Origin of the sequence: Hyphomicrobium sp. MC8b, assembly GCF_905067615.1 — a bacterium.
Taxonomy (GTDB): Bacteria; Pseudomonadota; Alphaproteobacteria; order Rhizobiales; family Hyphomicrobiaceae; genus Hyphomicrobium_B.
The window spans coordinates 1300388-1320009 of the sequence record NZ_LR898465.1; the positions used below are offsets into that span (position 1 = coordinate 1300388).

General features: G+C 60.6%; 18 protein-coding genes. 11 read left to right on the top strand and 7 right to left on the bottom strand.

Going from position 1 to position 19622, the window contains the following annotated elements; genetic code table 11:
* The first annotated feature begins 42 nt into the window (after positions 1 to 42).
* The 3 genes from folP (at position 43) to ACLB1Z_RS06355 (ending at position 2503) form a co-directional block, all read left to right on the top strand.
* Entirely contained in the window at positions 43 to 1146 is a 1104-nt protein-coding gene (gene folP, locus ACLB1Z_RS06345; RefSeq protein ID WP_409562536.1) for a dihydropteroate synthase, read from the top strand.
* A 124-nt stretch (positions 1147 to 1270) separates the two neighbouring features.
* Positions 1271 to 1864 carry a glutathione S-transferase family protein gene (locus tag ACLB1Z_RS06350; RefSeq protein ID WP_409562537.1) on the top strand — a complete coding sequence of 198 codons (594 nt, stop codon included), beginning with the start codon at positions 1271 to 1273 and terminating at the stop codon, positions 1862 to 1864.
* A 15-nt stretch (positions 1865 to 1879) separates the two neighbouring features.
* A complete protein-coding gene (locus ACLB1Z_RS06355) occupies positions 1880 to 2503 on the top strand; it encodes a pyridoxamine 5'-phosphate oxidase family protein (protein WP_409562538.1) in 624 nt (207 codons plus the stop codon).
* On the opposite strand, the gene ACLB1Z_RS06360 is transcribed toward ACLB1Z_RS06355, so the two are convergent.
* Genes ACLB1Z_RS06360 through ACLB1Z_RS06370 form a run of 3 tightly spaced genes read right to left on the bottom strand, consistent with a single transcriptional unit; the run spans position 2504 to position 5276 of the window.
* On the bottom strand, positions 2504 to 3832 hold the full coding sequence (locus ACLB1Z_RS06360; RefSeq protein ID WP_409562539.1) for an APC family permease: 1329 nt from the start codon (positions 3830 to 3832) through the stop codon (positions 2504 to 2506).
* Positions 3833 to 3867: 35 nt separating this feature from the next.
* Positions 3868 to 4341 (bottom strand): hypothetical protein, encoded by a 474-nt coding sequence (locus ACLB1Z_RS06365; RefSeq protein ID WP_409562540.1) that lies wholly within the window; start codon positions 4339 to 4341, stop codon positions 3868 to 3870.
* Positions 4342 to 4367: 26 nt separating this feature from the next.
* Positions 4368 to 5276, bottom strand: a complete 909-nt coding sequence (locus ACLB1Z_RS06370; protein WP_409562541.1) for a ParA family protein — start codon at positions 5274 to 5276, stop codon at positions 4368 to 4370.
* A 352-nt stretch (positions 5277 to 5628) separates the two neighbouring features.
* Here ACLB1Z_RS06370 and glmM point away from each other — a divergent pair, with 352 nt between their 5' ends.
* The 8 genes from glmM (at position 5629) to ACLB1Z_RS06410 (ending at position 15563) form a co-directional block, all read left to right on the top strand.
* Entirely contained in the window at positions 5629 to 6981 is a 1353-nt protein-coding gene (gene glmM / locus ACLB1Z_RS06375; protein ID WP_409562542.1) for a phosphoglucosamine mutase, read from the top strand.
* Positions 6982 to 7223: 242 nt separating this feature from the next.
* Entirely contained in the window at positions 7224 to 8015 is a 792-nt protein-coding gene (locus tag ACLB1Z_RS06380) for an outer membrane protein (RefSeq protein ID WP_409562543.1), read from the top strand.
* Positions 8016 to 8289: 274 nt separating this feature from the next.
* On the top strand, positions 8290 to 9159 hold the full coding sequence (locus ACLB1Z_RS06385) for an outer membrane beta-barrel protein (protein ID WP_409562544.1): 870 nt from the start codon (positions 8290 to 8292) through the stop codon (positions 9157 to 9159).
* 91 nt (positions 9160 to 9250) lie between these two features.
* Complete coding sequence (locus ACLB1Z_RS06390) at positions 9251 to 10420, top strand: phosphoserine transaminase (protein WP_409562545.1); 1170 nt, start codon at positions 9251 to 9253, stop codon at positions 10418 to 10420.
* Positions 10421 to 10575: 155 nt separating this feature from the next.
* Positions 10576 to 12267: a mucoidy inhibitor MuiA family protein gene (locus ACLB1Z_RS06395; protein WP_409562546.1), complete on the top strand. Its 1692-nt coding sequence runs from the start codon at positions 10576 to 10578 to the stop codon at positions 12265 to 12267.
* 100 nt (positions 12268 to 12367) lie between these two features.
* Positions 12368 to 13657, top strand: a complete 1290-nt coding sequence (locus ACLB1Z_RS06400; RefSeq protein WP_409562547.1) for an adenylosuccinate synthase — start codon at positions 12368 to 12370, stop codon at positions 13655 to 13657.
* A gap of 35 nt (positions 13658 to 13692) precedes the next feature.
* Complete coding sequence (locus ACLB1Z_RS06405; protein ID WP_409562548.1) at positions 13693 to 14487, top strand: YdcF family protein; 795 nt, start codon at positions 13693 to 13695, stop codon at positions 14485 to 14487.
* A gap of 239 nt (positions 14488 to 14726) precedes the next feature.
* Entirely contained in the window at positions 14727 to 15563 is an 837-nt protein-coding gene (locus ACLB1Z_RS06410) for a hypothetical protein (protein ID WP_409562549.1), read from the top strand.
* 16 nt (positions 15564 to 15579) lie between these two features.
* Here ACLB1Z_RS06410 and ACLB1Z_RS06415 read toward each other — a convergent pair whose 3' ends face one another.
* From ACLB1Z_RS06415 to ACLB1Z_RS06430, 4 genes are all read right to left on the bottom strand, one after another.
* On the bottom strand, positions 15580 to 15888 hold the full coding sequence (locus tag ACLB1Z_RS06415) for a hypothetical protein (RefSeq protein ID WP_409562550.1): 309 nt from the start codon (positions 15886 to 15888) through the stop codon (positions 15580 to 15582).
* 251 nt (positions 15889 to 16139) lie between these two features.
* Entirely contained in the window at positions 16140 to 18332 is a 2193-nt protein-coding gene (locus tag ACLB1Z_RS06420) for a DUF1217 domain-containing protein (RefSeq protein WP_409562551.1), read from the bottom strand.
* 174 nt (positions 18333 to 18506) lie between these two features.
* Positions 18507 to 19025, bottom strand: a complete 519-nt coding sequence (locus ACLB1Z_RS06425) for a GNAT family N-acetyltransferase (RefSeq protein ID WP_409562552.1) — start codon at positions 19023 to 19025, stop codon at positions 18507 to 18509.
* A 49-nt stretch (positions 19026 to 19074) separates the two neighbouring features.
* The gene (locus ACLB1Z_RS06430) at positions 19075 to 19527 is read right to left on the bottom strand and encodes an NUDIX domain-containing protein (protein ID WP_409562553.1); all 453 of its coding nucleotides are present in this window, start codon (positions 19525 to 19527) and stop codon (positions 19075 to 19077) included.
* Between the last annotated feature and the right edge of the window lie 95 nt (positions 19528 to 19622).

Consider the following 19622-nt stretch of genomic DNA (forward strand, 5'->3'; position numbering starts at 1 on the left):
CTTTTTCATGAGTTATGCGCGCACGGGCAGGCACACACCGGAATGAAACGCTCAATCTATCTGCAACCCACCGCCATCTTCTGGGACCGGAGCGAGCGGCGCGCCGTTGACGAAGCGGATGTGCCTGAGTGGAAGGGCTTGCCGCTGGCTGGCGGTCGGCTGTCGTTCGCCGCGCTCGACGTGCTGACGCGTGGCTCGTCAAGCACCAAGCGGCGGACGGTCGTGCTCGGCGATGCCTTCAGCGGCGATTGGGGGCGGGAAGCGCTGGCTGCTGCCGATATTCTGCAGGAGCTTTCGGAACCGCGGGCGCGGCTTGCCGGTATGTCACTCGACCGGCCGCGCATCATGGGCATCATCAATGTTACGCCCGATAGCTTTTCCGATGGCGGCGAGTTTGCTTCGACGCGCGATGCGGTCGAACACGGTCTGCGTTTGATCGAACAGGGTGCCGACATTCTCGATATTGGCGGCGAGAGCACGCGACCGCAGGCTGACTATGTCGCTGTCGAAGAAGAGCTACGACGCGTCATTCCCGTGATCGAAGGGCTGCGAGCAAAGACGGATGCCGTCATTTCGGTCGATACGCGCAAGTCTGAAGTCATGAAGCGCGCGGCGGCGGCGGGAGCTGATATTCTGAATGACGTTTCGGCCTTCACGCACGAACCGGACGCGCTGGAGGTTGCTGCCGAGACGGGGCTGCCGGTCATTATCATGCACGCGCAGGGCGATCCGAAAACGATGAACGACGATCCGCAGTATGACGACGTCGTGCTCGACGTGTTTGATTATCTGGAGAGCCGCGTGCAGGCGTGCATCGCGGCCGGGATTCCGAAGTCGAAAATCGTCGCCGATCCGGGCATCGGCTTCGGCAAGCATCTGCATCACAACGTGGCGGTGATGGCAGGGTTGTCGCTCTATCATGGGCTCGGCGTGCCGCTGCTTCTCGGCGCGAGCCGTAAGAAGATGATCGGTCAGCTCTGCAACGTGGATGGTGCCAAGAACCGAGTGCCGGGTTCTCTGGCCTGCGCCATCGCGGGCGTTGCGGCAGGCGTTCAGATGGTTCGCGTGCACGACGTGGCGGAAACGAAGCAGGCCGTCGAGGTCTGGCGGGCGTGCTCGGCAGGAACGGAGAAAGGACTGGACTGAGCGGCACGGTGGCCGATCCTCCCTCTCATTTTTCGAGAAGGTCCTTGCTGGAAATCCGGACTGCCGCCGCCGGCTAGCATGCCCTATCTCCGGTTTCCAGAGACGGTGAGAGAGGGCAAAGGCGATGAAATTATACGATCTCGATGTTTCCGGAAATTGCTACAAGGTCCGACTGCTTTGTTCGCTGCTCGGCGTCACGGTCGAGCTAATCCCAGTCGACTTTATGGGCGGCGCGCATAAACGCAGTCCCGTTATCGATCTCAATGCGTTTGCCCAGGTGCCCGTCCTTGAAGACGGCGATGTTATCCTCAGAGATAGTCAGGCGATCCTCGTTTACGTCGCTCGTAAGTGGGGCGGGGAGGCTTGGCTGCCCACCGACGCGGAGTCGATGGCGCGGGTCATGCAGTGGCTCATGGTGGCGGAGAACGAAATCGCACGCGGGCCGGGTGATGCGCGCCTGCATGACAAGTTCAAAATGAATATCGACATCGCGGCGGCGCGAGAGAAGGCGGCGCGCATTCTGACGATCATGGATCGGCATCTTGAAAAGCGGGAGTGGCTGGTTCTCGATAGGCCTACGGTCGCAGACATCGCGTGCATGCCTTATGTCGCGCTCGGTTGGGAGGGTGGCGTACCGCTCGACCCATATCCGGCAATTGCTGCTTGGGTCGAGCGCATCAAGAAACTTCCTAGCTTCATCGGTATGCCGGGTCTTTGACGAAAGGTATGTGCTGTGGATCGTGTCGCGTCTGACATTGCGTTTACGCCTGCGGTGAAGGCCGAGCAGGCTCGGCATGGGTCGCGCCAGCAATACGAGCGCATGGAGCGGCTCAGGGGCTGGCCGACGACGATCACTGAAGATCTCGCGGAACGGATTGCGGAAACGCGTTCGTTCTATTTGGCGACGGCGAGCGCCGACGGGCAGCCTTATGTGCAGCATCGCGGCGGCCCAGCGGGGTTTGTCAAGGTTCTCGACGAGAAGACGCTGGCGTTCGCGGATTTCGGCGGCAACAAGCAATACATCACCGTCGGCAATCTGGGTGAGAACGCGAAGGCGTTCATATTCATCATGGACTATGTGAACCTGCGCCGCGCCAAACTCTGGGGCACCGCAAAGGTGGTCGAGGGTGACGACGCGCTGCTGTCGCAGCTCAGCGATCCGGGCTACCGCGGCAGGCCGGAGCGGGCGATCGTCTTCACACTCGAAGCGTGGGATCTGAATTGCCCGCAGCATATTCCACGCATGCTGCCGTTCGACGAAGTGAAAGACGCGATCGGCCGGTTGCAGTCCCGCATCGCCGATCTGGAGGCTGAAAACCAGCGCCTGCAAGACGAACTTGCCGCCGCCGCGCACTGATCAGCGCTGGCTTGCCTTCGTCAGCCGCAATATTGCGTAGAGCGCGAGAATGCCGGCGAGGAGCGCGGCGGCGAGTGCCGGCGCGCGCCAGTCTGCGCTCGCGAGACGGGTGATCAGCAACACGCTGCAGACGCCGATACCGGCAATCGGTAGCGCAATCGGGATTTCGAAGCGGCCCCGCGCTTCACCGGGGCGGCGCTTCAGAACGACGAGCGCCGCATTCACCGCAATGAAGATCACCAGCAGTAGCAGGACCGTGGCCGCAGCGAGGTCGGCAATCTGGCCGGCGACGACCAATAGCAGGAGCAGTCCGAGCAGCGCTGCGATGGCGATGTGCGGTGTCCGGCGGGTCTCATGCACGCGGCCGATAAAGCTCGGCAACAGGCCTTGTCCCGACATGCCGTAGATGAGGCGCGAGGCTGTCACGTAATTGACGAGCGCGGTGTTGGCGACCGAGAAAAGCGCGATGAGCGTCATTAGTTCCGCCGGGATGCTCGGCGCACTCTTTTCGAGGACGGCCGTCAGCGGGCTCGGCGCAGCGGCGAGTTCCTGCCACGGCACGACGGAAACGGCCGTGATCGAGACGGCGACGTACAGCACCGCTGCGGCGAGGGTGGCCACGATCAAGCCGCGCGGGATCGTGCGCTCGGGATCTTTGCATTCTTCCGCGACGTTCACGGCATCCTCGAAGCCGATGAACGCGAAGAAGGCGAGCACGGAAGCCTGCAAGACGACGACCCCGAGGCCGAGATCGGCGCGCTCGGGCGGGATTTGGAAATAGTCGACGGTGCCCCAGTACGAGAGGCCGGAGGCGATGACGAGGAGGAGGCCCGAGACTTCCATCAACGTGCAGACGACGTTCACCCACATGCTTTCGCGAATGCCGCGGAAGACGATGCCGGAAAGAATGAGAAGGAAGCCGATGGCGATGATGTTCGGCGACGAGGCTTCCCAGCCAGCCAGATCGGCGACGATGGCGGCGAAGATTTTTGATTGCGTCGCGACCGACGTCAGCCCGGAGGCAACGAGCGCCAAACCAATGGTGAAGCTCAGAACTGGAATGCCGAAGGCGCGGTCGGTGACGTAGGCGGCGCCGCCCGCGCGCGGGTACCGTGAGCCGAGAGAGGCATAAGACAGCGACGTCAGCAGCGCCGCAACGAGCGCGGCCAGGAATGACAGCCAGACAGCGGAGCCGGCTTCGCCTGCAGCCTTGCCGATCAGGCCGTAGATACCTGAGCCGACCATGCTGCCGAGCGCATAGAGTGCAAGCTGAGTCGGCCCGACGGAGCGGCGGAGATGAGGGGGTCCGTCGCTCACACTGTCGGTCACCAATAGGCTTCTCCCGGTTTAAGGATTGCGGCCGGTTAGCTTGCGGCGGCTTTGCGATCCGTGAGCCGGCGTTCGACGCCTGCCACGATGGCCTTGCGGATATCGTCGGTTCGTTTCAGCGACGCGTCAACCGGGACATGTTGCGCTTCGGCGAAGGCACGTAGATTTTCGGCCGACTTGATATCTTTCAGCCGCAGCATCAGGCCGTCGCGGCCATGCTTCGCCAAGGCGACAAGCGCGGAGAACAGGTATGGATTAAAGTTCTCGGCGCGGTCGTGCCGCTCCTGAACGGCGATCTCGCTTTCGATCTTTGGTGGCGGAGGAGGCGTCGCGGCAGCTTCCGGCAGGTCGGCAGGGACCTCCCACACCAGCATGCGATTGACGGACTTCGTCAGCGCGGCTGCAAGTTTTTCGGCTGTTTCCGCATCGAGAGACGTTTCGCGCCGGATGTGGGCACGAAAGAAGTTGAGCATCTCATCGCCGGGCCAGAGCTGTTTGCCTTTGCTCATGATCGACGTCTTTTCGCTCTCAACGGTTAAGAAACAGCGACTGCGGCTTTCTTTTTCGCGGCGACCGTTTCGACCAGTCGCGCGATTTCCTGGTGAAGCTCTTTCACGTCACCGGCAGCATCGGCGTATTTGGCGTCGATCGGGCGGAGCTTGCCAAGATAGTCGAAAGCGTTGGCGATGCCGTTGCGCTGCGGCAGGAACGTCTCGAGCACAGGATGCACGAGGCTAATTTCTTCGATCATCATATAGTCGCGGTCGTCGTTGCGCACGTAGTTTGCGAGGCAGACGTAACGGCGGTCTTCCGGCGGCATCTCGGCCAGATCGTCGAGGTTGCGCATGTCCTCGATCAGCATGGCGACGCGGTCGACGGCAAGCTGCGAGACGTAGTCGGGGCGGAATGGCACTATCACCTTGTCAGCCGTCTTGAGCGCCGCGAGCGCCGCGAACGAGAGGCCTGGCGCACAATCGAGAATGACGACGTCATAGTCGCCTTCGAAGCGGCGGATGAGGCTTTCCATGCGGCCGCGTACACGGTTGGCGACGACCTCGGGCACGTTGCTCTGGTTCGCCTGCTTCAGGTACAGCTCGCCCTGGATATCCTCGAGCAGAAGAGATCCCGGCACGAGCGAGATCGGCGCGGGCTTGCCGTTTGCCGCAGAGACGTCGCCGACGTTCTTGGCGACATAGTCGCGCGCATTCGCCGGTATGCCGTCGAAAAGATCGTAGAAATAGTCGGCGATCGTCTTGCCGGCCTTGCGAGATTCATTCCAGCCCTGGCCGCCCATCAGGATCAGGGAAGCGTTGCACTGGGAGTCGAGGTCGATCAGAAGGACGCGCTTGTTGCCATAGACCGCCAGGCCGTGCGCGAGCATCACCGAAACCGTGGATTTGCCGACGCCGCCCTTTCGGTTTGCGACCGCAAGAAAGACTGCCATAATTGCGTTACCTCTCAGATCGCGCACGCCAATTCAGTCCTCTGAGGCGCGCGATTCATCAATAGCCGAGCTATGGGCCGATTCCATGTCGCTTCGCCACCCCGCGCGAGGACGCTCGGCAGGTGCGGCTTTATTAGCGCTGTTTTCAACCCTCAGTGGAATTCCGTGCAAAATTTTGTTTCATTCAACCATGGGGATGGAATGCGGAACAGCTCTCGGGCATCTATGATGGCGAGGGGTGAGGGGGAAGCAGGTCGTCTCGGTGCGACACGCGTTTCTCCGCCAATTCCGGATTGCTTCGCCGGGGCCAAAAAGGCCGGCTGCAAGCGTTCCGGCTCTACGGGAGGATAGCATGGCACGGCGGTATTTCGGGACGGACGGCATTCGCGGTCTCGCCAATCGTCACCCGATGACGTCGGAACTGGCGTTGAAGGTCGGCATGGCGGCCGGAACCGTTTTCCGGTCCGGTACGCATCGCCATCGCGTCGTCATCGGCAAGGACACGCGGCTCTCAGGCTATATGCTCGAAGCCGCACTGATGTCGGGCTTCACCGCTGTCGGCATGGATGTGTTTCTGCTTGGGCCCATGCCGACGCCGGCGGTCGCCATGCTGACGCGGTCGCTGCGCGCCGATCTCGGCGTGATGCTATCGGCATCGCATAACCCATCGCACGATAACGGCATCAAGCTGTTCGACCCTGACGGTTACAAGCTGTCCGACGACATGGAACAGCAGATCGAGGATCTGATCGACGCGGACAGCCGGACGCTGCTTGTCGATGCCGATCGGATCGGACGGGCAACCCGGGTCGAGAGCGCGCAGGAACGCTATATCGAATTCGCCAAGCGGACGATGCCGAAGCAGCTGCGCCTCGCAGGGCTCCGGATCGTCATCGACTGCGCCAACGGCGCTGCCTACAAGGTCGCGCCGGAAGCGTTGTGGGAGCTTGGTGCGGAAGTCATTAAGATTGGCGTCGAGCCAAACGGTCTCAACATCAATTTGAACTGCGGTTCGACTTCGCCGCAGACGCTGGTCGACAAGGTCAAGGAGTTGCGCGCCGACATTGGCATCGCGCTTGACGGCGACGCCGACCGAGTCGTGATCGTCGATGAGAAGGGCGATATCGTCGATGGCGATCAGCTGATGGCAGTGATCGCCGAAAGCTGGCATCGCACCGGCAAGCTCGCGGGTGGCGGTATCGTCGCGACGGTGATGAGCAATCTCGGGCTTGAGCGGTACTTGCGGTCTATTGGTCTCTCCCTGGCGCGCACGCCGGTTGGCGACCGTTATGTGACCGAATACATGCGGAAACACGGTTTCAACGTCGGAGGCGAGCAGTCGGGCCATATCGTGTTGTCGGATTTCACGACGACGGGTGATGGACTGGTTTCTGCGCTGCAGATTCTCGCCTGCGTCGTGGCGACCGGAAAGACAGTATCGGAAGTCTGCAATCGCTTTCGCCCGTTGCCGCAGATTTTGCAGAACGTGCGCTATTCAAACGGGCAGCCGCTCGAGGACACGCGCGTGGTCAAGGCGATCGAAGGCGCGAAAGCAAAGCTTGGCGAGAACGGGCGCCTCGTCATCCGGCCATCGGGCACGGAGCCTGTCATTCGCGTGATGGCGGAAGGCGACGATGAGAAAATCGTATCCAGCATCGTGGGCGACATCGTCGATGCCGTGAAGTCGGCAGCAGCCGCGGCTTAGTGGGACGTTTGTCCTGGCATCCTCGGGTTCGTTCTCGATGGTAATAGACTTAGGTGCAGGCACAGGGCTGCACGGCCACAAGTCAGCGTGCGGCATTTACCTTTCGTTAGGACTATGGCCACGGCTAGGCGTGCCACAATTCGACGGCGATTAAGGCTCCCTTAAACACTCTCGGCAATATTCGGGTTCGATTTTAAATCCGGTTCGGGCGAATCGCGCGGACCGGTTCCTAGGGAACCCGTATGTTTTTTGCGCGCACAGTTCCGTTTGTCAGCGCTGCGCTTCTGTTCGGAGGCGCCGTTGGGGCGTCTGCGGCCGATCTCGGGTCGCCCGATCTCGACACTGCGCCGACGATGGCGCCGATGCCTCAGCAATTCACGTGGAAATGGTACTTGCGCGCCGATGGCGGGTACACGTGGTATCCGACGCCGGGCATGTCTTTCAGCGATTTCGACACGCACTATACGAAGTCGGAAGGCGCATGGACCGTCGGCGGCGGCATCGGTCAGTATTACGCCTGGGGCTTCCGCGGCGACATCACCGTCGATCATATGTTCGACGCCAAGAACGAAACCGATTTCGATTTCGGTTCCTCGCAACTCGATTTCAACAGCACGGTCGTGCTTGCGAACCTCTATTACGAATTCAATCGCGGCGGGCGCTTCGTGCCTTATATCGGCGGCGGCATCGGCTGGGCGCATAACGAAACGAATTCGGGAACGGTCACGACGGCGGCGGGCACATCGTCATACGGCGGACAATCGACCGATAACTTCGCAGCTGCAGCGATGGCCGGCATCTCGTGGCGCCTGTGGGGCGGCCGGACGATGTATGTTTCGGGCAGCACGAAAGATGCCGATCCCGTCGAGGTCAATACGGGGCACGCGGTCTATCTCGATTTCGGATACCGCTTTCTCTACCTCGGCGACGCCAAGACTGTGGCATTCGATGCCGACGGCACGACGGCGGCCGAGAAGCTCAAAGAAATCACCGCGCACCAGTTTCGTATCGGTGTGCGTTACGACCTGAATTAGGGGGGCGGACGCGTTTTGTCCGCCAAGTAAATGAGTAGGCAGACGCGGGGGGCTGCGTCTGCTTGGAATGCCAACAGGTGCGGTTTGTACTGCGGTGTTTCGCGTACGTGTGTCCACGTTGTTGCGTCGTGCGCTTCCCTTTAAGGGAAGCGCACAGGACACCGTCCGAAGACCGTTTTTCCCTCCCTTGGCTTTGTTAGCGCAAGCGTAGCGTCGAGCAGAGTCACTAGTGGCGTGCGTTTTGTCTTGAGCGCCGACTTCAAAGGGTGGGGCGATGAAATCTACCATTGCGTGGATTGCGACGATATTTGTGATGGCTTCCGGTGCGGCGCCTGCGATGGCAGCCGATTGGGGAGGCGTCAAAGACATGGGCGGCGGCGTGCCGATCCCGGTGCCTGCTCCTGCACCGGTCCCGACATATGATGCGGACAGCGATTGGTATATCGGGCTGTCGCTTGGCGGAAATCTGCTGACGGACGCTACGATTAAAGATTCCGATCCCAACATGCCAGTCAAGGACGGCAATGATATTGCTTCGTCCCCGACATTTGGACTGACTTTCGGCCGCTACATCACACCGTCGCTACGTTGGGAAATTGCAGTCGATTATACCCCCAATACCAACTTGATCGACGGGCAGGTTAAGTATCGAACGTTTGGTGAGCCTGGCACGGCTATCGAGACGCAACAGTACGGTGTATTTCGCAATGACACTGTGAAGCTCTCGCGAACGACAGCGCTCTTCAATCTGCTTTACGATATTCCGACTGGAACGCGCTTCACGCCTTATCTCGGTGGCGGCTTCGGATTGACGTGGCGGCGTTTGGAGCGCAGCTATACCGAGAATGCGAGCTGTGCCGATACCTTCGATTTTCCCGGCATTAGTTGCAATCCTGGATCGCCGCCATCTTCGAGTACGTCCGGCTCGAGTTCCAAGAACCAGATCAATTTTGCCGCAGCGGTTCAGGCGGGCGTTTCGACAGACCTCACGGACTCGATCGTTTGGGACAATGGCTGGCAGATGCTGTGGGAGAGTGGCGGCATCTCAATCGATGGCGATTCGATTTCCGGCAATAATCGCCTGACCTTCAAAGATTCAATCCTGCAGCAGTTCCGCTCGGGCATTCGCATCAAGTTTGATTAGAAAGCGTGCACCCTTGTGTTGCTTTGGTGCCGAAAGGCGGCCGTTCGCGGCCGCCTTTTTCTTTGGGGGGAGGCCATGCTAAGAGGCCCCCATGCCGAAGATTTTGAAGCCCAAAACCACTCCTGAAAGGCCGTTCTTTTCGTCCGGGCCCTGCGCCAAGCGGCTGGGGTGGCGGCCGGATGCACTCAGCAATGCGCTGGTCGGGCGCTCGCACCGCTCGGCGGAGGGTCGGGAGCGATTGAAGCTTGCCGTCACGCGCACGCATGAGCTTCTGCGATTGCCGCCCGGTTATGAAGTGGCCATCGTTCCGGGATCGGACACCGGTGCGTTCGAAATGGCGATGTGGAATTTACTCGGGCAACGCGGCGTCGATGTTCTTGCCTGGGACGTGTTCGGTCGCAATTGGCTTCGTGACGCGACGACAGAATTGAAGCTTGCCGATCTCAGAACGTTCGAGGCCGAACCCGGGCATTTACCTGATCTCGGTCAGGTCGATTTTTCGCGCGACGTTCTTTTCACCTGGAATGGGACGACGACGGGTGTGCGTGTGCCGGATGCGAACTGGATCGCATCGGATCGCGATGGCCTCGTCATGTGCGACGCGACGTCGGCGCTGCTCGCAGAAGAGATCGACTTCCGCAAGATCGATGTGCTGACGTATTCCTGGCAGAAGGTGCTTGGCGGCGAGGGCGCGCACGGCATGCTGATCCTGTCGCCGCGCGCGCTCGAACGGCTGGAAACGCATCGGCCGCCTTGGCCGGTGCCGAAGCTTTTCCGGCTATGGAATGCCGACGGCGTCCTGCGCGACGTGTTCGAAGGTGTGACGCTCAATACGCCGTCGATGCTATGCGTCGAGGACTATCTCGATGCACTCGCCTGGGCCACAGAGATTGGCGGACTAGAAGCGACGATCGCGCGTGCCGACGCTAACGCAGCGCTGCTTTACGATTGGATCGAGCGGACGGATTGGATTGCGCCCTTGGCCGTCGATCCGCAGACGCGGTCGCACACGTCGGTCGCGATGCGCTTTGTAGAACCGCAACTTGCTGCTGCCTCGGAGAGCGTGCGCGCTGATGTCATGCGCGCGATGGTGCAGTTACTCGAAGCCGAAGCGGCGGCGTTCGATATCGCGGCTTATCGTGGAATGCCCGCGGGTCTGCGGATCTGGTGCGGCGCGACGGTCGAAACGCAAGACATCGCCGCGCTTCTGCCCTGGCTCGATTGGGCCTATGCGGAGGCCCGTGCCGTCATTGCGGCCTAAAAATGAGCCGATGCCGCTCGCAAACTGGTTAAAACTGGTCGTGTCAATGCCTTTTTCTCGCGCATACCATCGGTCATAATCGGCTGGGCTCACCAGCGCGCTAGGGTGCGGTCTTCCCCACGTGTCAGAAACGATCAACGAGAGGTCTCAACGCGATGCGCTTTGTCTTAGCGGCTGTTTGGGCGGCTGTCTGGTTTTCCGCCTTGTCCGCACCGGCATTTGCGGCTCAGGTTCCGGCAACGTCGGCCGTTGATGCGGTGACGGTGTTCCTGTCGGGGGCAGAAGTGACGCGACTGGCGAAGGTGCATCTCGATAAGGGCGAGCACACCATTGTCGTCGGCGACCTGCCGGCGAGCGCTATTCCCGGGTCGATCCGCGTCGAAGGGCGGGCGTCCGGTAAGCTCGATATCGGTTCTGTCGATACGGCGCAGAAAATGCTGCAGCGTGCTGAAAGCGAAGCGGCGGATGCGCAGCGTAAAATTCTCGAAGACAAGATACAGACGCTGAAGGATCAGCGGAAAACTATCGAGGCCCAGGCGCTGGCGGCAAAGACGCAGCAGAAGCTGATCGCCAACCTGGCGCAATTGCCGACGCGGCCCGCCCCGCAGGGCGAGCCTGCGACGGCGCTCGATGACTGGACAAAGGTTCTGGCGCTCATCGCGCAGGGAACGACCGATGCGGGCAAGCTCGCGCTCGATGCCGAGCAGAAGACACGAGACATCGACCGGCAGATCGCCGACGCCAAGGCGCAGATGTCGTCGCTTGCTCCGGCGCGTACGCGGCAGACGGAAGTGCGCATTCATGTGATCGCGCAGAGCCCGCTCGATGTCGATTTGAGCATTCACTATCAGGTGCCGGATGCACATTGGACGCCGCTTTATGATGCGCGCCTTTCGACGGGCACCAAAACCGAGCCGCCGAAGCTTTCGATCGACCGGCGGGCTGCCATTTCGCAGGTGACAGGCGAGGACTGGAACGGCGTTTCAATGGAACTTTCGACGGCGCGTCCGTCGGATGGATCTGCGGCGCCGGATATTGAGACGCAGTTCGTCGATTTCGAGCCGGAGCCAAAGCCTGTAGCGGCAATGCCGGCTCCGCCACCCGCTCCGACGCTGATGGCGCGTCGTAAGATGGATGCGGAGCTTGACGCTACACTCGGTGCGGGTGCGGAGGCTAACGCCCCCGTCGCGGCTGAAGAAGCCGTTGCACAGCTCAAAAGTGCGCCGTTCGATGCGACGTTTGGGGTTCCGGGGCGGGTGACCGTGGCGGCGAACGGCGAGCCCAAGCGCGTCTTGATCGCGTCCGAAAGTAGCGAGCCGACGCTTGGCTGCCGCTCAGTCCCGAAGGTTGATACTAACGCCTACCTCTACGCCCGGATCAATGTGGCCAAGGGGAGCCCCATGCTGCCGGGCACCGTCTATCTTTTCCGGGATGGGACGTTCGTCGGAACCGGAAATTTACCACTTTTGCGCCCCGGAGAAGACCACGATATCGGTTTCGGCGTTGACGATCAGGTGAAAGTCAAGCATGCGGTGCTGGAAGATAAGCGCGGCGAGACCGGGCTGATTTCGACGTCGCATGTCGATAGCCGGAATTTCCAGGTCAACGTCAAGAACATGCATGAGCGGCCGATCGACGTAACGATTCTCGATCGCGTTCCGGTCTCGCAGAACGACGACATCAAGGTCGAGATGACGGGCAAGGCGTCGCCCACTACGACCAACGTCGATGACAAGCGCGGCGTCATCGCCTTCCAGGCGAAGCTGGAGCCGGACGAGGAGAAAATCCTCGAGTATGGCTATCGGGTTTCGTGGCCTGCGTCGAAGTCGGTCGTTTACGGGCCTTGAGGCGGGCGCTTCAAGTCCCAGGTTTAACAAGCGGGTGTGCCGCATGGCCCTGGCTCGAGCCGGGGCCAATTCATGAGAAGGCTGAGAAGGTTTAAGACTTATGGCGAATGTCGTCGTGATCGGAGCCCAGTGGGGCGACGAGGGCAAAGGCAAAATCGTGGACTGGCTCTCGGAGCGCGCCGACGTCGTCGTGCGTTTTCAAGGTGGGCATAACGCCGGGCATACGCTGGTGATCGGCGACAAGACGTTCAAGCTGTCGCTTCTGCCGTCGGGCGTGGTGCGGCCGGACAAGATGTCGGTGATCGGCAACGGCGTCGTCATTGATCCGTGGGCGCTCGTGAGCGAGATCGAGCGGCTAAGGGAGCAGGGGATTTCGATCACGCCGGATAATCTGCGCATCGCCGAGAACGCGGCGCTGATCCTGCCCCTGCATCGCGAACTCGACGTCGTGCGCGAAGCCGCAGCCGGCACGGAGAAGATCGGTACGACGGGCAGGGGCATCGGTCCGGCCTATGAAGACAAGGTCGGCCGCCGGGCGATCCGATTCCAGGATTTGGCGACGCCCGAGACGCTCGGGCCGAAGGTCGATCGTTTGCTGGCGCATCACAACGCGTTGCGGCGCGGGCTTGGTCAGGAAGAGATTTCGAAGGCGAAGCTGATCGATGATCTCGTCACGATCGCGCCGAAGGTTCTGCCTTACTCGGACGTGACCTGGGAATTCCTCGACGATGCGTGGCGGCAGGGAAAGCGCATTCTGTTCGAGGGTGCGCAGGGCGCGCTGCTCGATGTCGATCATGGCACGTATCCGTTCGTTACCTCGTCGAACACCGTTGCGGCGCAGGCTGCGACCGGCTCCGGTATCGGTCCGCGCCACGTCGGCTACGTGCTCGGGATCGCGAAGGCCTATACGACGCGTGTTGGCTCGGGTCCGTTTCCGTCGGAGCTGACGGATGCCATCGGCGAGAAGATCGGTGAGCGCGGCCGAGAGTTCGGTACCGTGACGGGACGCAAGCGCCGCTGCGGCTGGTTCGACAGCGTCCTCGTCCGGCAGGTGGCCAAGGTGTCCGGCATTGACGGCATTGCGCTGACGAAGCTCGACGTGCTCGACGGCTTCGACACGATCCGCATTTGCGTCGGTTATAAGCTTCGCGGCGAGCGGCTCGACCGGCTGCCTGCAAGCGCCACGGCACAGGCCGAGATCGAACCGATCTATGAAGAGTTCGAGGGCTGGTCGGAATCGACCTACGGTGCGCGGCGCTGGGCCGATCTGCCGGCACAGGCGGTGAAATACGTTCGCCGCGTCGAAGAGTTGATCGAATGTCCGGTCACGCTACTCTCGACGAGCCCCGAGCGCGACGACACGATCCTGATGAAGGACCCATTTATCTGATCTGACGAGTTTCGGCGCGAGGGGGAGCGAAGCTGATGTTTTTCGTCGCGTCGAAAGTTATTTTCTTCTGCATTCAGCCTTCGAACCTGGTGTTCTTTGCGCTGCTCGGTGGCACGCTGCTTCTCGGCTGGTCTCCAAAGTGGGGGCGGCGGCTGCTCTATGTCGGTCTCGCCGGTATCGTGCTGTTCGGCTATCTGCCTGGCGGGAACATTCTGGTCCTGCCACTCGAAGAGCGCTTCGCCTCGCGCGTTCCGGCTGTGCCGCACGAGAAGATCAGCGGCATTATTCTGCTGGGTGGCTTCGAGGATATTTCCATCACGCGGGCGCGCGGCGGATTGGCGCTCAACGAAGCCGCTGAGCGTTTGACCGAGACGCTTCGGCTCGCTCATGAACTGCCCGAGGCCAAGGTCGTTTTTACCGGCGGCAGCGGGGCGCTGTTCGGCGACAATGGCATCGCGGATGCGGTGAAGCAGTTCTTCATCGACGCAGGAATCGCGCCCGACCGCATCATCATCGAAAACGACTCGCGCAATACCTATCAGAACGCCGTCTTCACGAAGGCGCTGCTAAGGCCCGTTCAGCAAGATCGCTGGCTGCTCGTGACGTCGGCCTATCACATGCCCCGTTCGATCGGCGTGTTTCGCAAGGTCGGCTTCGACGTTGTGCCGTATCCTGTCGATTTCCGCACGCGCGACTGGGACGATGCGTTCCGTCCGTTCGACAGCTTCGCGGCGGGATTGCAGCGCACGGATCTGGCCGTCAAGGAATGGATTGGGCTCGTCGCCTATTGGGTCACGGGTCGAAGCTCGGCGATTTTTCCCGGTCCTTGAACCGCGCCGCCGCGCAGTCGTGCTAGCGCCGTTCGCTTGACGAGTGCGGCGCACACGGACGACCCAGTGCGCTTTCGGTATTTTCGGCTGGAACAATCACGCCGCGACACTGTTGAAACCTCGAATCTTGGCGAGGAGACGTGTGCAGTGCACGAGATCATCTATCTGATCGGACTAATCGTGGTCATCTCGTTTCTTCTGAGCCTTCTGGGTTTTAGATGATCGAAGGAGATGCGCAGATGGCCGATGTCATCGAAATCGAGGCGACGACCCCAGCTGAATCCTTCCTGAGCTGGCGAGGTATTCTCGCCGGGGCGGCAGCAGGTTCAGCGTTTTCTCTGGTACTTATTTCCCTTGGACTTGCGGGTGGCTTGTCGCTGCTGTCGCCGTGGCCGGGTCAGTCGCACACTGGATTGGCGGCAAGCGTAGCGGCAGCTTGGAGTTTGATCGCGACGATCGCTTCGTTCCTGATTGCCGGATTTGTTGCGGCGCGCGTGCGGCCGCGTGTTGCAGATGTACCTGCGGACGAAGTCGAATTTCGCGACGGCGTGCAAGGGTTCGTCGCGTGGGCAGTGTGCGTGTTGTTTGCGGGACTGATCGCAGTCGGCGCGAGCGGTCTTGCCCTGCACGCGACGTCGGCCGTCGCCAAATTCTCGGATCGAACATCGTCAAGCCCGCTGTCGGCAATAGTGTCGACGCTGTCGGCGCCACCCGAAGGTAAGCCGGTGACGGCGGCGGTGCCGCTGTTCACGGCCGACGAGACGCGCACCATCGAAGGCGTTTTTCTGAAATCGGTCGGCAGTAGCGGAATGGCGCCGAAGGATAAATCGTTCGTGGCAAACATCGTCGCGGCAAAAGCCGGTATTCCGTTGAGCGATGCCGAGACGAGAGTCGATGTGGCTTATGCGGATGCAGTCGCAGCTCTCGACAAAGCGAAGAAGGCCACCGAGCTGTCCGGGCTGCTGACAGGTATCGGTCTGCTGATCGGCCTCGCGGCGGCTTGGTATGGCGGGGTCCGCGGCGGCAAGAGCCGTGACGAGAACATGCCCGGCCGCCTGAGGTTCGGCGGTTGGTGAGGTGAGGACCGGCCGGTTATTGGCCCAGGATGATGCGCGGCTTGCGGCGCGGTTTCGGTAGCGTCGGCAAGGGCGGTCCGAACAGCGGCTGCACGAGATTATAGTTGGGACCGGCTGCACCGCCGCTGTTGCTGCCGTTCCAGCCAGAATCGGGGCCGAGCATGGTGTCGGGCGGCAACGTTGGGCCTAAGCGATCGACGGGCGCCACCGGAACGTCTCCGGCTGGGCCGCGCGGCCCTGAACCTGAACGGGGTTCCGCGCCGGCCGCACCAACCGACAGGGCCAGCAAGGCCGCGGCGGCACTGGAGATGGCGAGGGGTCTCATCTGGCTGTCCTCTGCGAGAGCGTGGCACATCCGGCCAAAGATCAATCGCTAGATTAATCTCTGGCGCCGGAGACGGAAAGACCATCCGACCGTATCCTCTCGGCTGCTGCTTAAAGGGCACAAGCGGGACAAAGAGCCTTGAACCACGCGAGAAAATGGGCGCTGACCCCAGAGTTCACGCAGTGCAGGCGGCTTCACATTACATGCGGAACGACGCAAATCCGTTAAATGGCCCCCCGCAATTGCGAGGATCAGGAGCTGGTCGGGACTGTGATCGGGTCGATGGTGATAATGCCGTTTGAAGAGTTGGAGCTTCCCTGCAGGATCTGGAGGACCGGAGAAGTCGAGGTCACGTCAGAATTGTTGATGTCATAAAGTGCTGAGAATTGTGCGATGAGCTTGGTCAGCTTTTGCGGGTCTTGGAGGTCTGTGAGGTTGAGCTTCTTAGTGATCATCGTGGCCTGGGTATCGATATCGGCGTTCGACATATAGCTCGACAGGCCAAGGGCGGTCTGGGTGAATTGCAGAAGCGCTTTGTCGCCCAGGATCTGGTAAGCTGACGTGATGGTCGGAGCCTTTTTCAAGAAATAAAGAGCGAGCTGCACGCCGGTGCTCTGGTCGCCCGCTTGCGTTTCCATCGTCTGCTCGACGTAACCGTCCTTGGTAGTGACGATCTGGCTGCGATCCTGGACCTGATTGATCGGCACGCTGAGCGTATTGCCGTCTGTCCCGAAATTGAAGGCGACGTCGAGAGCGCGATACTGCGCATTTTCAGGCTTGTTGATGTAGCTGGTCGGGTCGGTCGGATCGCTGGTTAGGATTTTGCGCAAATCCGTAGTGGTAAGATTGGCGTCCTTTAAATTGTAGGCATCGAGCGCGTAGTTGACGAGGCGCTGGTCCTTCAGGAAGTCGTCGACATTCGTGATCGAGCCGATCGTCGATGTGTAGTAATTGCTTTCGGCTGTAGCCAATGTCTGCTGCTGTGTGGCTGTCGCGCCGGAGGCGACCGCGCCACCGTTGTGTCTCGTGTATGCCGTTACCGTTGTCGCGAGATTGGTGTTGGTTTGCGCAACGTTGGCCGTTTTCGCATTGCCATCGGCGTCGAAATTGAAATCCTGCGCCAGCTTGATGTAGGCGACGTTGTGCGACTGGTTCGCAAAGCTGTGCGGATCGTTGGGATCGCTCGTCAGTATCTTGGTCAGCGTATATTTCGACGTCGTATCGGAATTGAGTCCGTAGGCGGCCATGATGAAAGAGTATGCGGTGCCGCTCAAGAGATCGCTGACGGTCGTGATGCCTTCGACCGTGCTCTTATACGCGGTAATGGCGCGATCGTTCGAGGCCTGCAGGTTGTCATCGAAGGTGTTCGAATAAAGATTGACCACGTTGTTGAGCTGATCTGTCGTTTGGATCGAGCCGTTGATGGAGCCGTCAGTGTTGAAGTTGAAGGCCTGGGCGAGCTTTTTGTAGGCGGTATTGGTTTGCTGATTGGCGACGCTGTTGGGATCGGAAAGATCGCTCGTCAGCACCTGCTTAAGCAGCGTTCTGGATGTGAGGCTGGGGGTGAGCCCAAAGGCTGTCAGTGCAACATCGACGAGGGCGTTGTTGGCGAGGAAATCATCAACGTTGGACACCGTGCCGATAGTCGATTTGTAGTATTGCGTTTTGTAGTCGGCGGCCTGCTGGCTGGCGTTCGTGCCAGTCGCGTTGAAATATTGATAGACGGTTGTGGCCGTGTTCGCTGCCGATTGGGCTGTGCCGTTGACGGTGCCGTCGGTATTGAAATTAAAGGCTGCAGCCAGCGTTTTATAATTCGAATTGTTCAGCGTGTTCGCGACACTGTTGGGATCGGACAGATCGCTCGTTAGGACCGCGCGGATCGTCGATTTCGAAATAAGATCTGGATCGATGCCATAGGATCTGACCGCGACATCGTATAGGCGAGGGTTTGCCATCAGCTGATCGACGGACGTGATGTTGCCGATGTTGGCCTGATAGTACGTCGCTTCGGTTTGGGCTGAGGTCGCTTTGTTGACCTGCGCCTGCGTGTAGAGATCAATCGTATCGTCTTCGTCGTTGGTATTCTGCGCGGTCACTGCCTGCTGAGCGACGGTGCCGTCGGTCGAGAATTGATAGGCCTTGGCGAAGGTGAGAAAGCGCGGATCGGTGAGCTTGTTGACGAAGCTACTGCTGTCGCTCAGGTCGCTGGTCAGCACCTTTTTCATGAAGGCCTTGGCGTAGGCCATGTCGCTTAGCCCGTAAGCCGTCATCGCATATGAGAACAGGCGCTGGTTGTTCAGGAAATCATCGACGGACTTCACCTTGCCGATGTTGTCTTGATAATACTGTGCGGCAGTGGAAACGTCCGACTGAGAACTGATGCGGGCAAGCGTTTTGGAGAGGTCGGCTGCGTAGCTCTGATAGAGGAGATACGTTGAGGTCATCGCCGGCTTTCCCATTCCGTGGCTTGCATCGAGGGGACTGTCGCCGAGGCAGCTTGCGTGGGCCTGCCCCTGGCGCGTTTCGATACTTGATACAACTCGTGTGATGATGCCCGCGCGGAATCCTCCGGCGATTCGGTTACGAGGGCGTTACGATCGCAGACGGCCTTGGTCCAATCAGGCGGGTTTTCGAGCAGGGGGTTCTGCAACCACAAGACCGCGATACTCGGCGAGGGCATCGGCCGCGAGTTCGTAGGCCAGGATGCGCTGCGGATTGACCGGGCCGGGAAAAACGATCTGGCCCATCGGCACGGGATTGAAGCCGAAGCGGCCGTAATAGGGATGATCGCCGACGAGCACGATAAGGCGGGCGCCGCCGTTGCGCGCAGCTTCCAGTGCTGCCGCGATCAGCTTACTGCCGAGGCCAAGGCTGCGGTGTTCGTTGTCAACGGCGATCGGTCCGAGCAGGACCGCACCCGTCTTGCCGCCAATGGCGATCTCAGTCGTGCGGATCGAGGCAATAACCGTTTTGCCGAGACAGGCGACAAGGCAAAACCGCGACAGGTGCCCCTTGCCCTCGCGCACGCGATAGGCGGAGCGGGCAAAGCGTCCCGGACCGAACACGCGCGCATGCAACTTGGATATCTCGGCGATATCGTCGGGAAGCGCGGGGCGGATGGTCAGGGACGGGGACATGCGCGAACACAGAAAGCTGGAGGCCGAAGGAATGCAGCCGCGGCTTCTATCACACTTCCGGCGCCATGCGATCCTCGAGGGAGCGGCGAATTCGCTCGGCCGTCTGAGCGCCCGTGTCCGGCGGAAGGGATTCGATCGGGAAAAAACCCACCTCGCGGGTGGAGAGCGCGGTTACACGCCGCCAACGGCGAACGAGGTACACTCCCGTTTGCTCATTTTTCCCCCTGGCATAGAAGAACGACAGATCCGGTTGGCCGTTAACCTCGATGCCGGCGACCTCGCGCAGGACGCGGCGGAGGGCCGCTTCAAGATTTTCGCTGTTATGAACCAATCCCACCGGCAATTCCCAGGTGCTGCCACTTTCGTTTTGGACCATAAGAGTGCGCCCCGCTTCGTCGATGACACAGGCTTCGACGGAGAGGTTCAGCCCACGCGCTACCCGCCAATACTTTTGAAACACGCGGGCAATCCATCGACCGAGCAGCGGAATGTCTTCTTTCAACGGCAAACTCTCCTTCGGCAATGCCCGTCGCTGGACATTTCCCATCCGCAGGGTGATCTAGACGTGCGTTTCTCTATATATCGTTCCCGCCGCCA

Excerpts from the sequence above, each read along its gene's own strand:
- folP (WP_409562536.1), top strand. The coding sequence starts at position 43 with ATGAAACGCTCAATCTATCTGCAACCCACCGCCATCTTCTGGGACCGG.
- ACLB1Z_RS06350 (WP_409562537.1), top strand. The coding sequence starts at position 1,271 with ATGAAATTATACGATCTCGATGTTTCCGGAAATTGCTACAAGGTCCGA.
- ACLB1Z_RS06365 (WP_409562540.1), bottom strand. The coding sequence starts at position 4,341 with ATGAGCAAAGGCAAACAGCTCTGGCCCGGCGATGAGATGCTCAACTTC.
- ACLB1Z_RS06370 (WP_409562541.1), bottom strand. The coding sequence starts at position 5,276 with ATGGCAGTCTTTCTTGCGGTCGCAAACCGAAAGGGCGGCGTCGGCAAA.
- glmM (WP_409562542.1), top strand. The coding sequence starts at position 5,629 with ATGGCACGGCGGTATTTCGGGACGGACGGCATTCGCGGTCTCGCCAAT.
- ACLB1Z_RS06380 (WP_409562543.1), top strand. The coding sequence starts at position 7,224 with ATGTTTTTTGCGCGCACAGTTCCGTTTGTCAGCGCTGCGCTTCTGTTC.
- ACLB1Z_RS06385 (WP_409562544.1), top strand. The coding sequence starts at position 8,290 with ATGAAATCTACCATTGCGTGGATTGCGACGATATTTGTGATGGCTTCC.
- ACLB1Z_RS06390 (WP_409562545.1), top strand. The coding sequence starts at position 9,251 with ATGCCGAAGATTTTGAAGCCCAAAACCACTCCTGAAAGGCCGTTCTTT.
- ACLB1Z_RS06395 (WP_409562546.1), top strand. The coding sequence starts at position 10,576 with ATGCGCTTTGTCTTAGCGGCTGTTTGGGCGGCTGTCTGGTTTTCCGCC.
- ACLB1Z_RS06400 (WP_409562547.1), top strand. The coding sequence starts at position 12,368 with ATGGCGAATGTCGTCGTGATCGGAGCCCAGTGGGGCGACGAGGGCAAA.
- ACLB1Z_RS06405 (WP_409562548.1), top strand. The coding sequence starts at position 13,693 with ATGTTTTTCGTCGCGTCGAAAGTTATTTTCTTCTGCATTCAGCCTTCG.
- ACLB1Z_RS06410 (WP_409562549.1), top strand. The coding sequence starts at position 14,727 with ATGGCCGATGTCATCGAAATCGAGGCGACGACCCCAGCTGAATCCTTC.
- ACLB1Z_RS06415 (WP_409562550.1), bottom strand. The coding sequence starts at position 15,888 with ATGAGACCCCTCGCCATCTCCAGTGCCGCCGCGGCCTTGCTGGCCCTG.
- ACLB1Z_RS06420 (WP_409562551.1), bottom strand. The coding sequence starts at position 18,332 with ATGACCTCAACGTATCTCCTCTATCAGAGCTACGCAGCCGACCTCTCC.
- ACLB1Z_RS06425 (WP_409562552.1), bottom strand. The coding sequence starts at position 19,025 with ATGTCCCCGTCCCTGACCATCCGCCCCGCGCTTCCCGACGATATCGCC.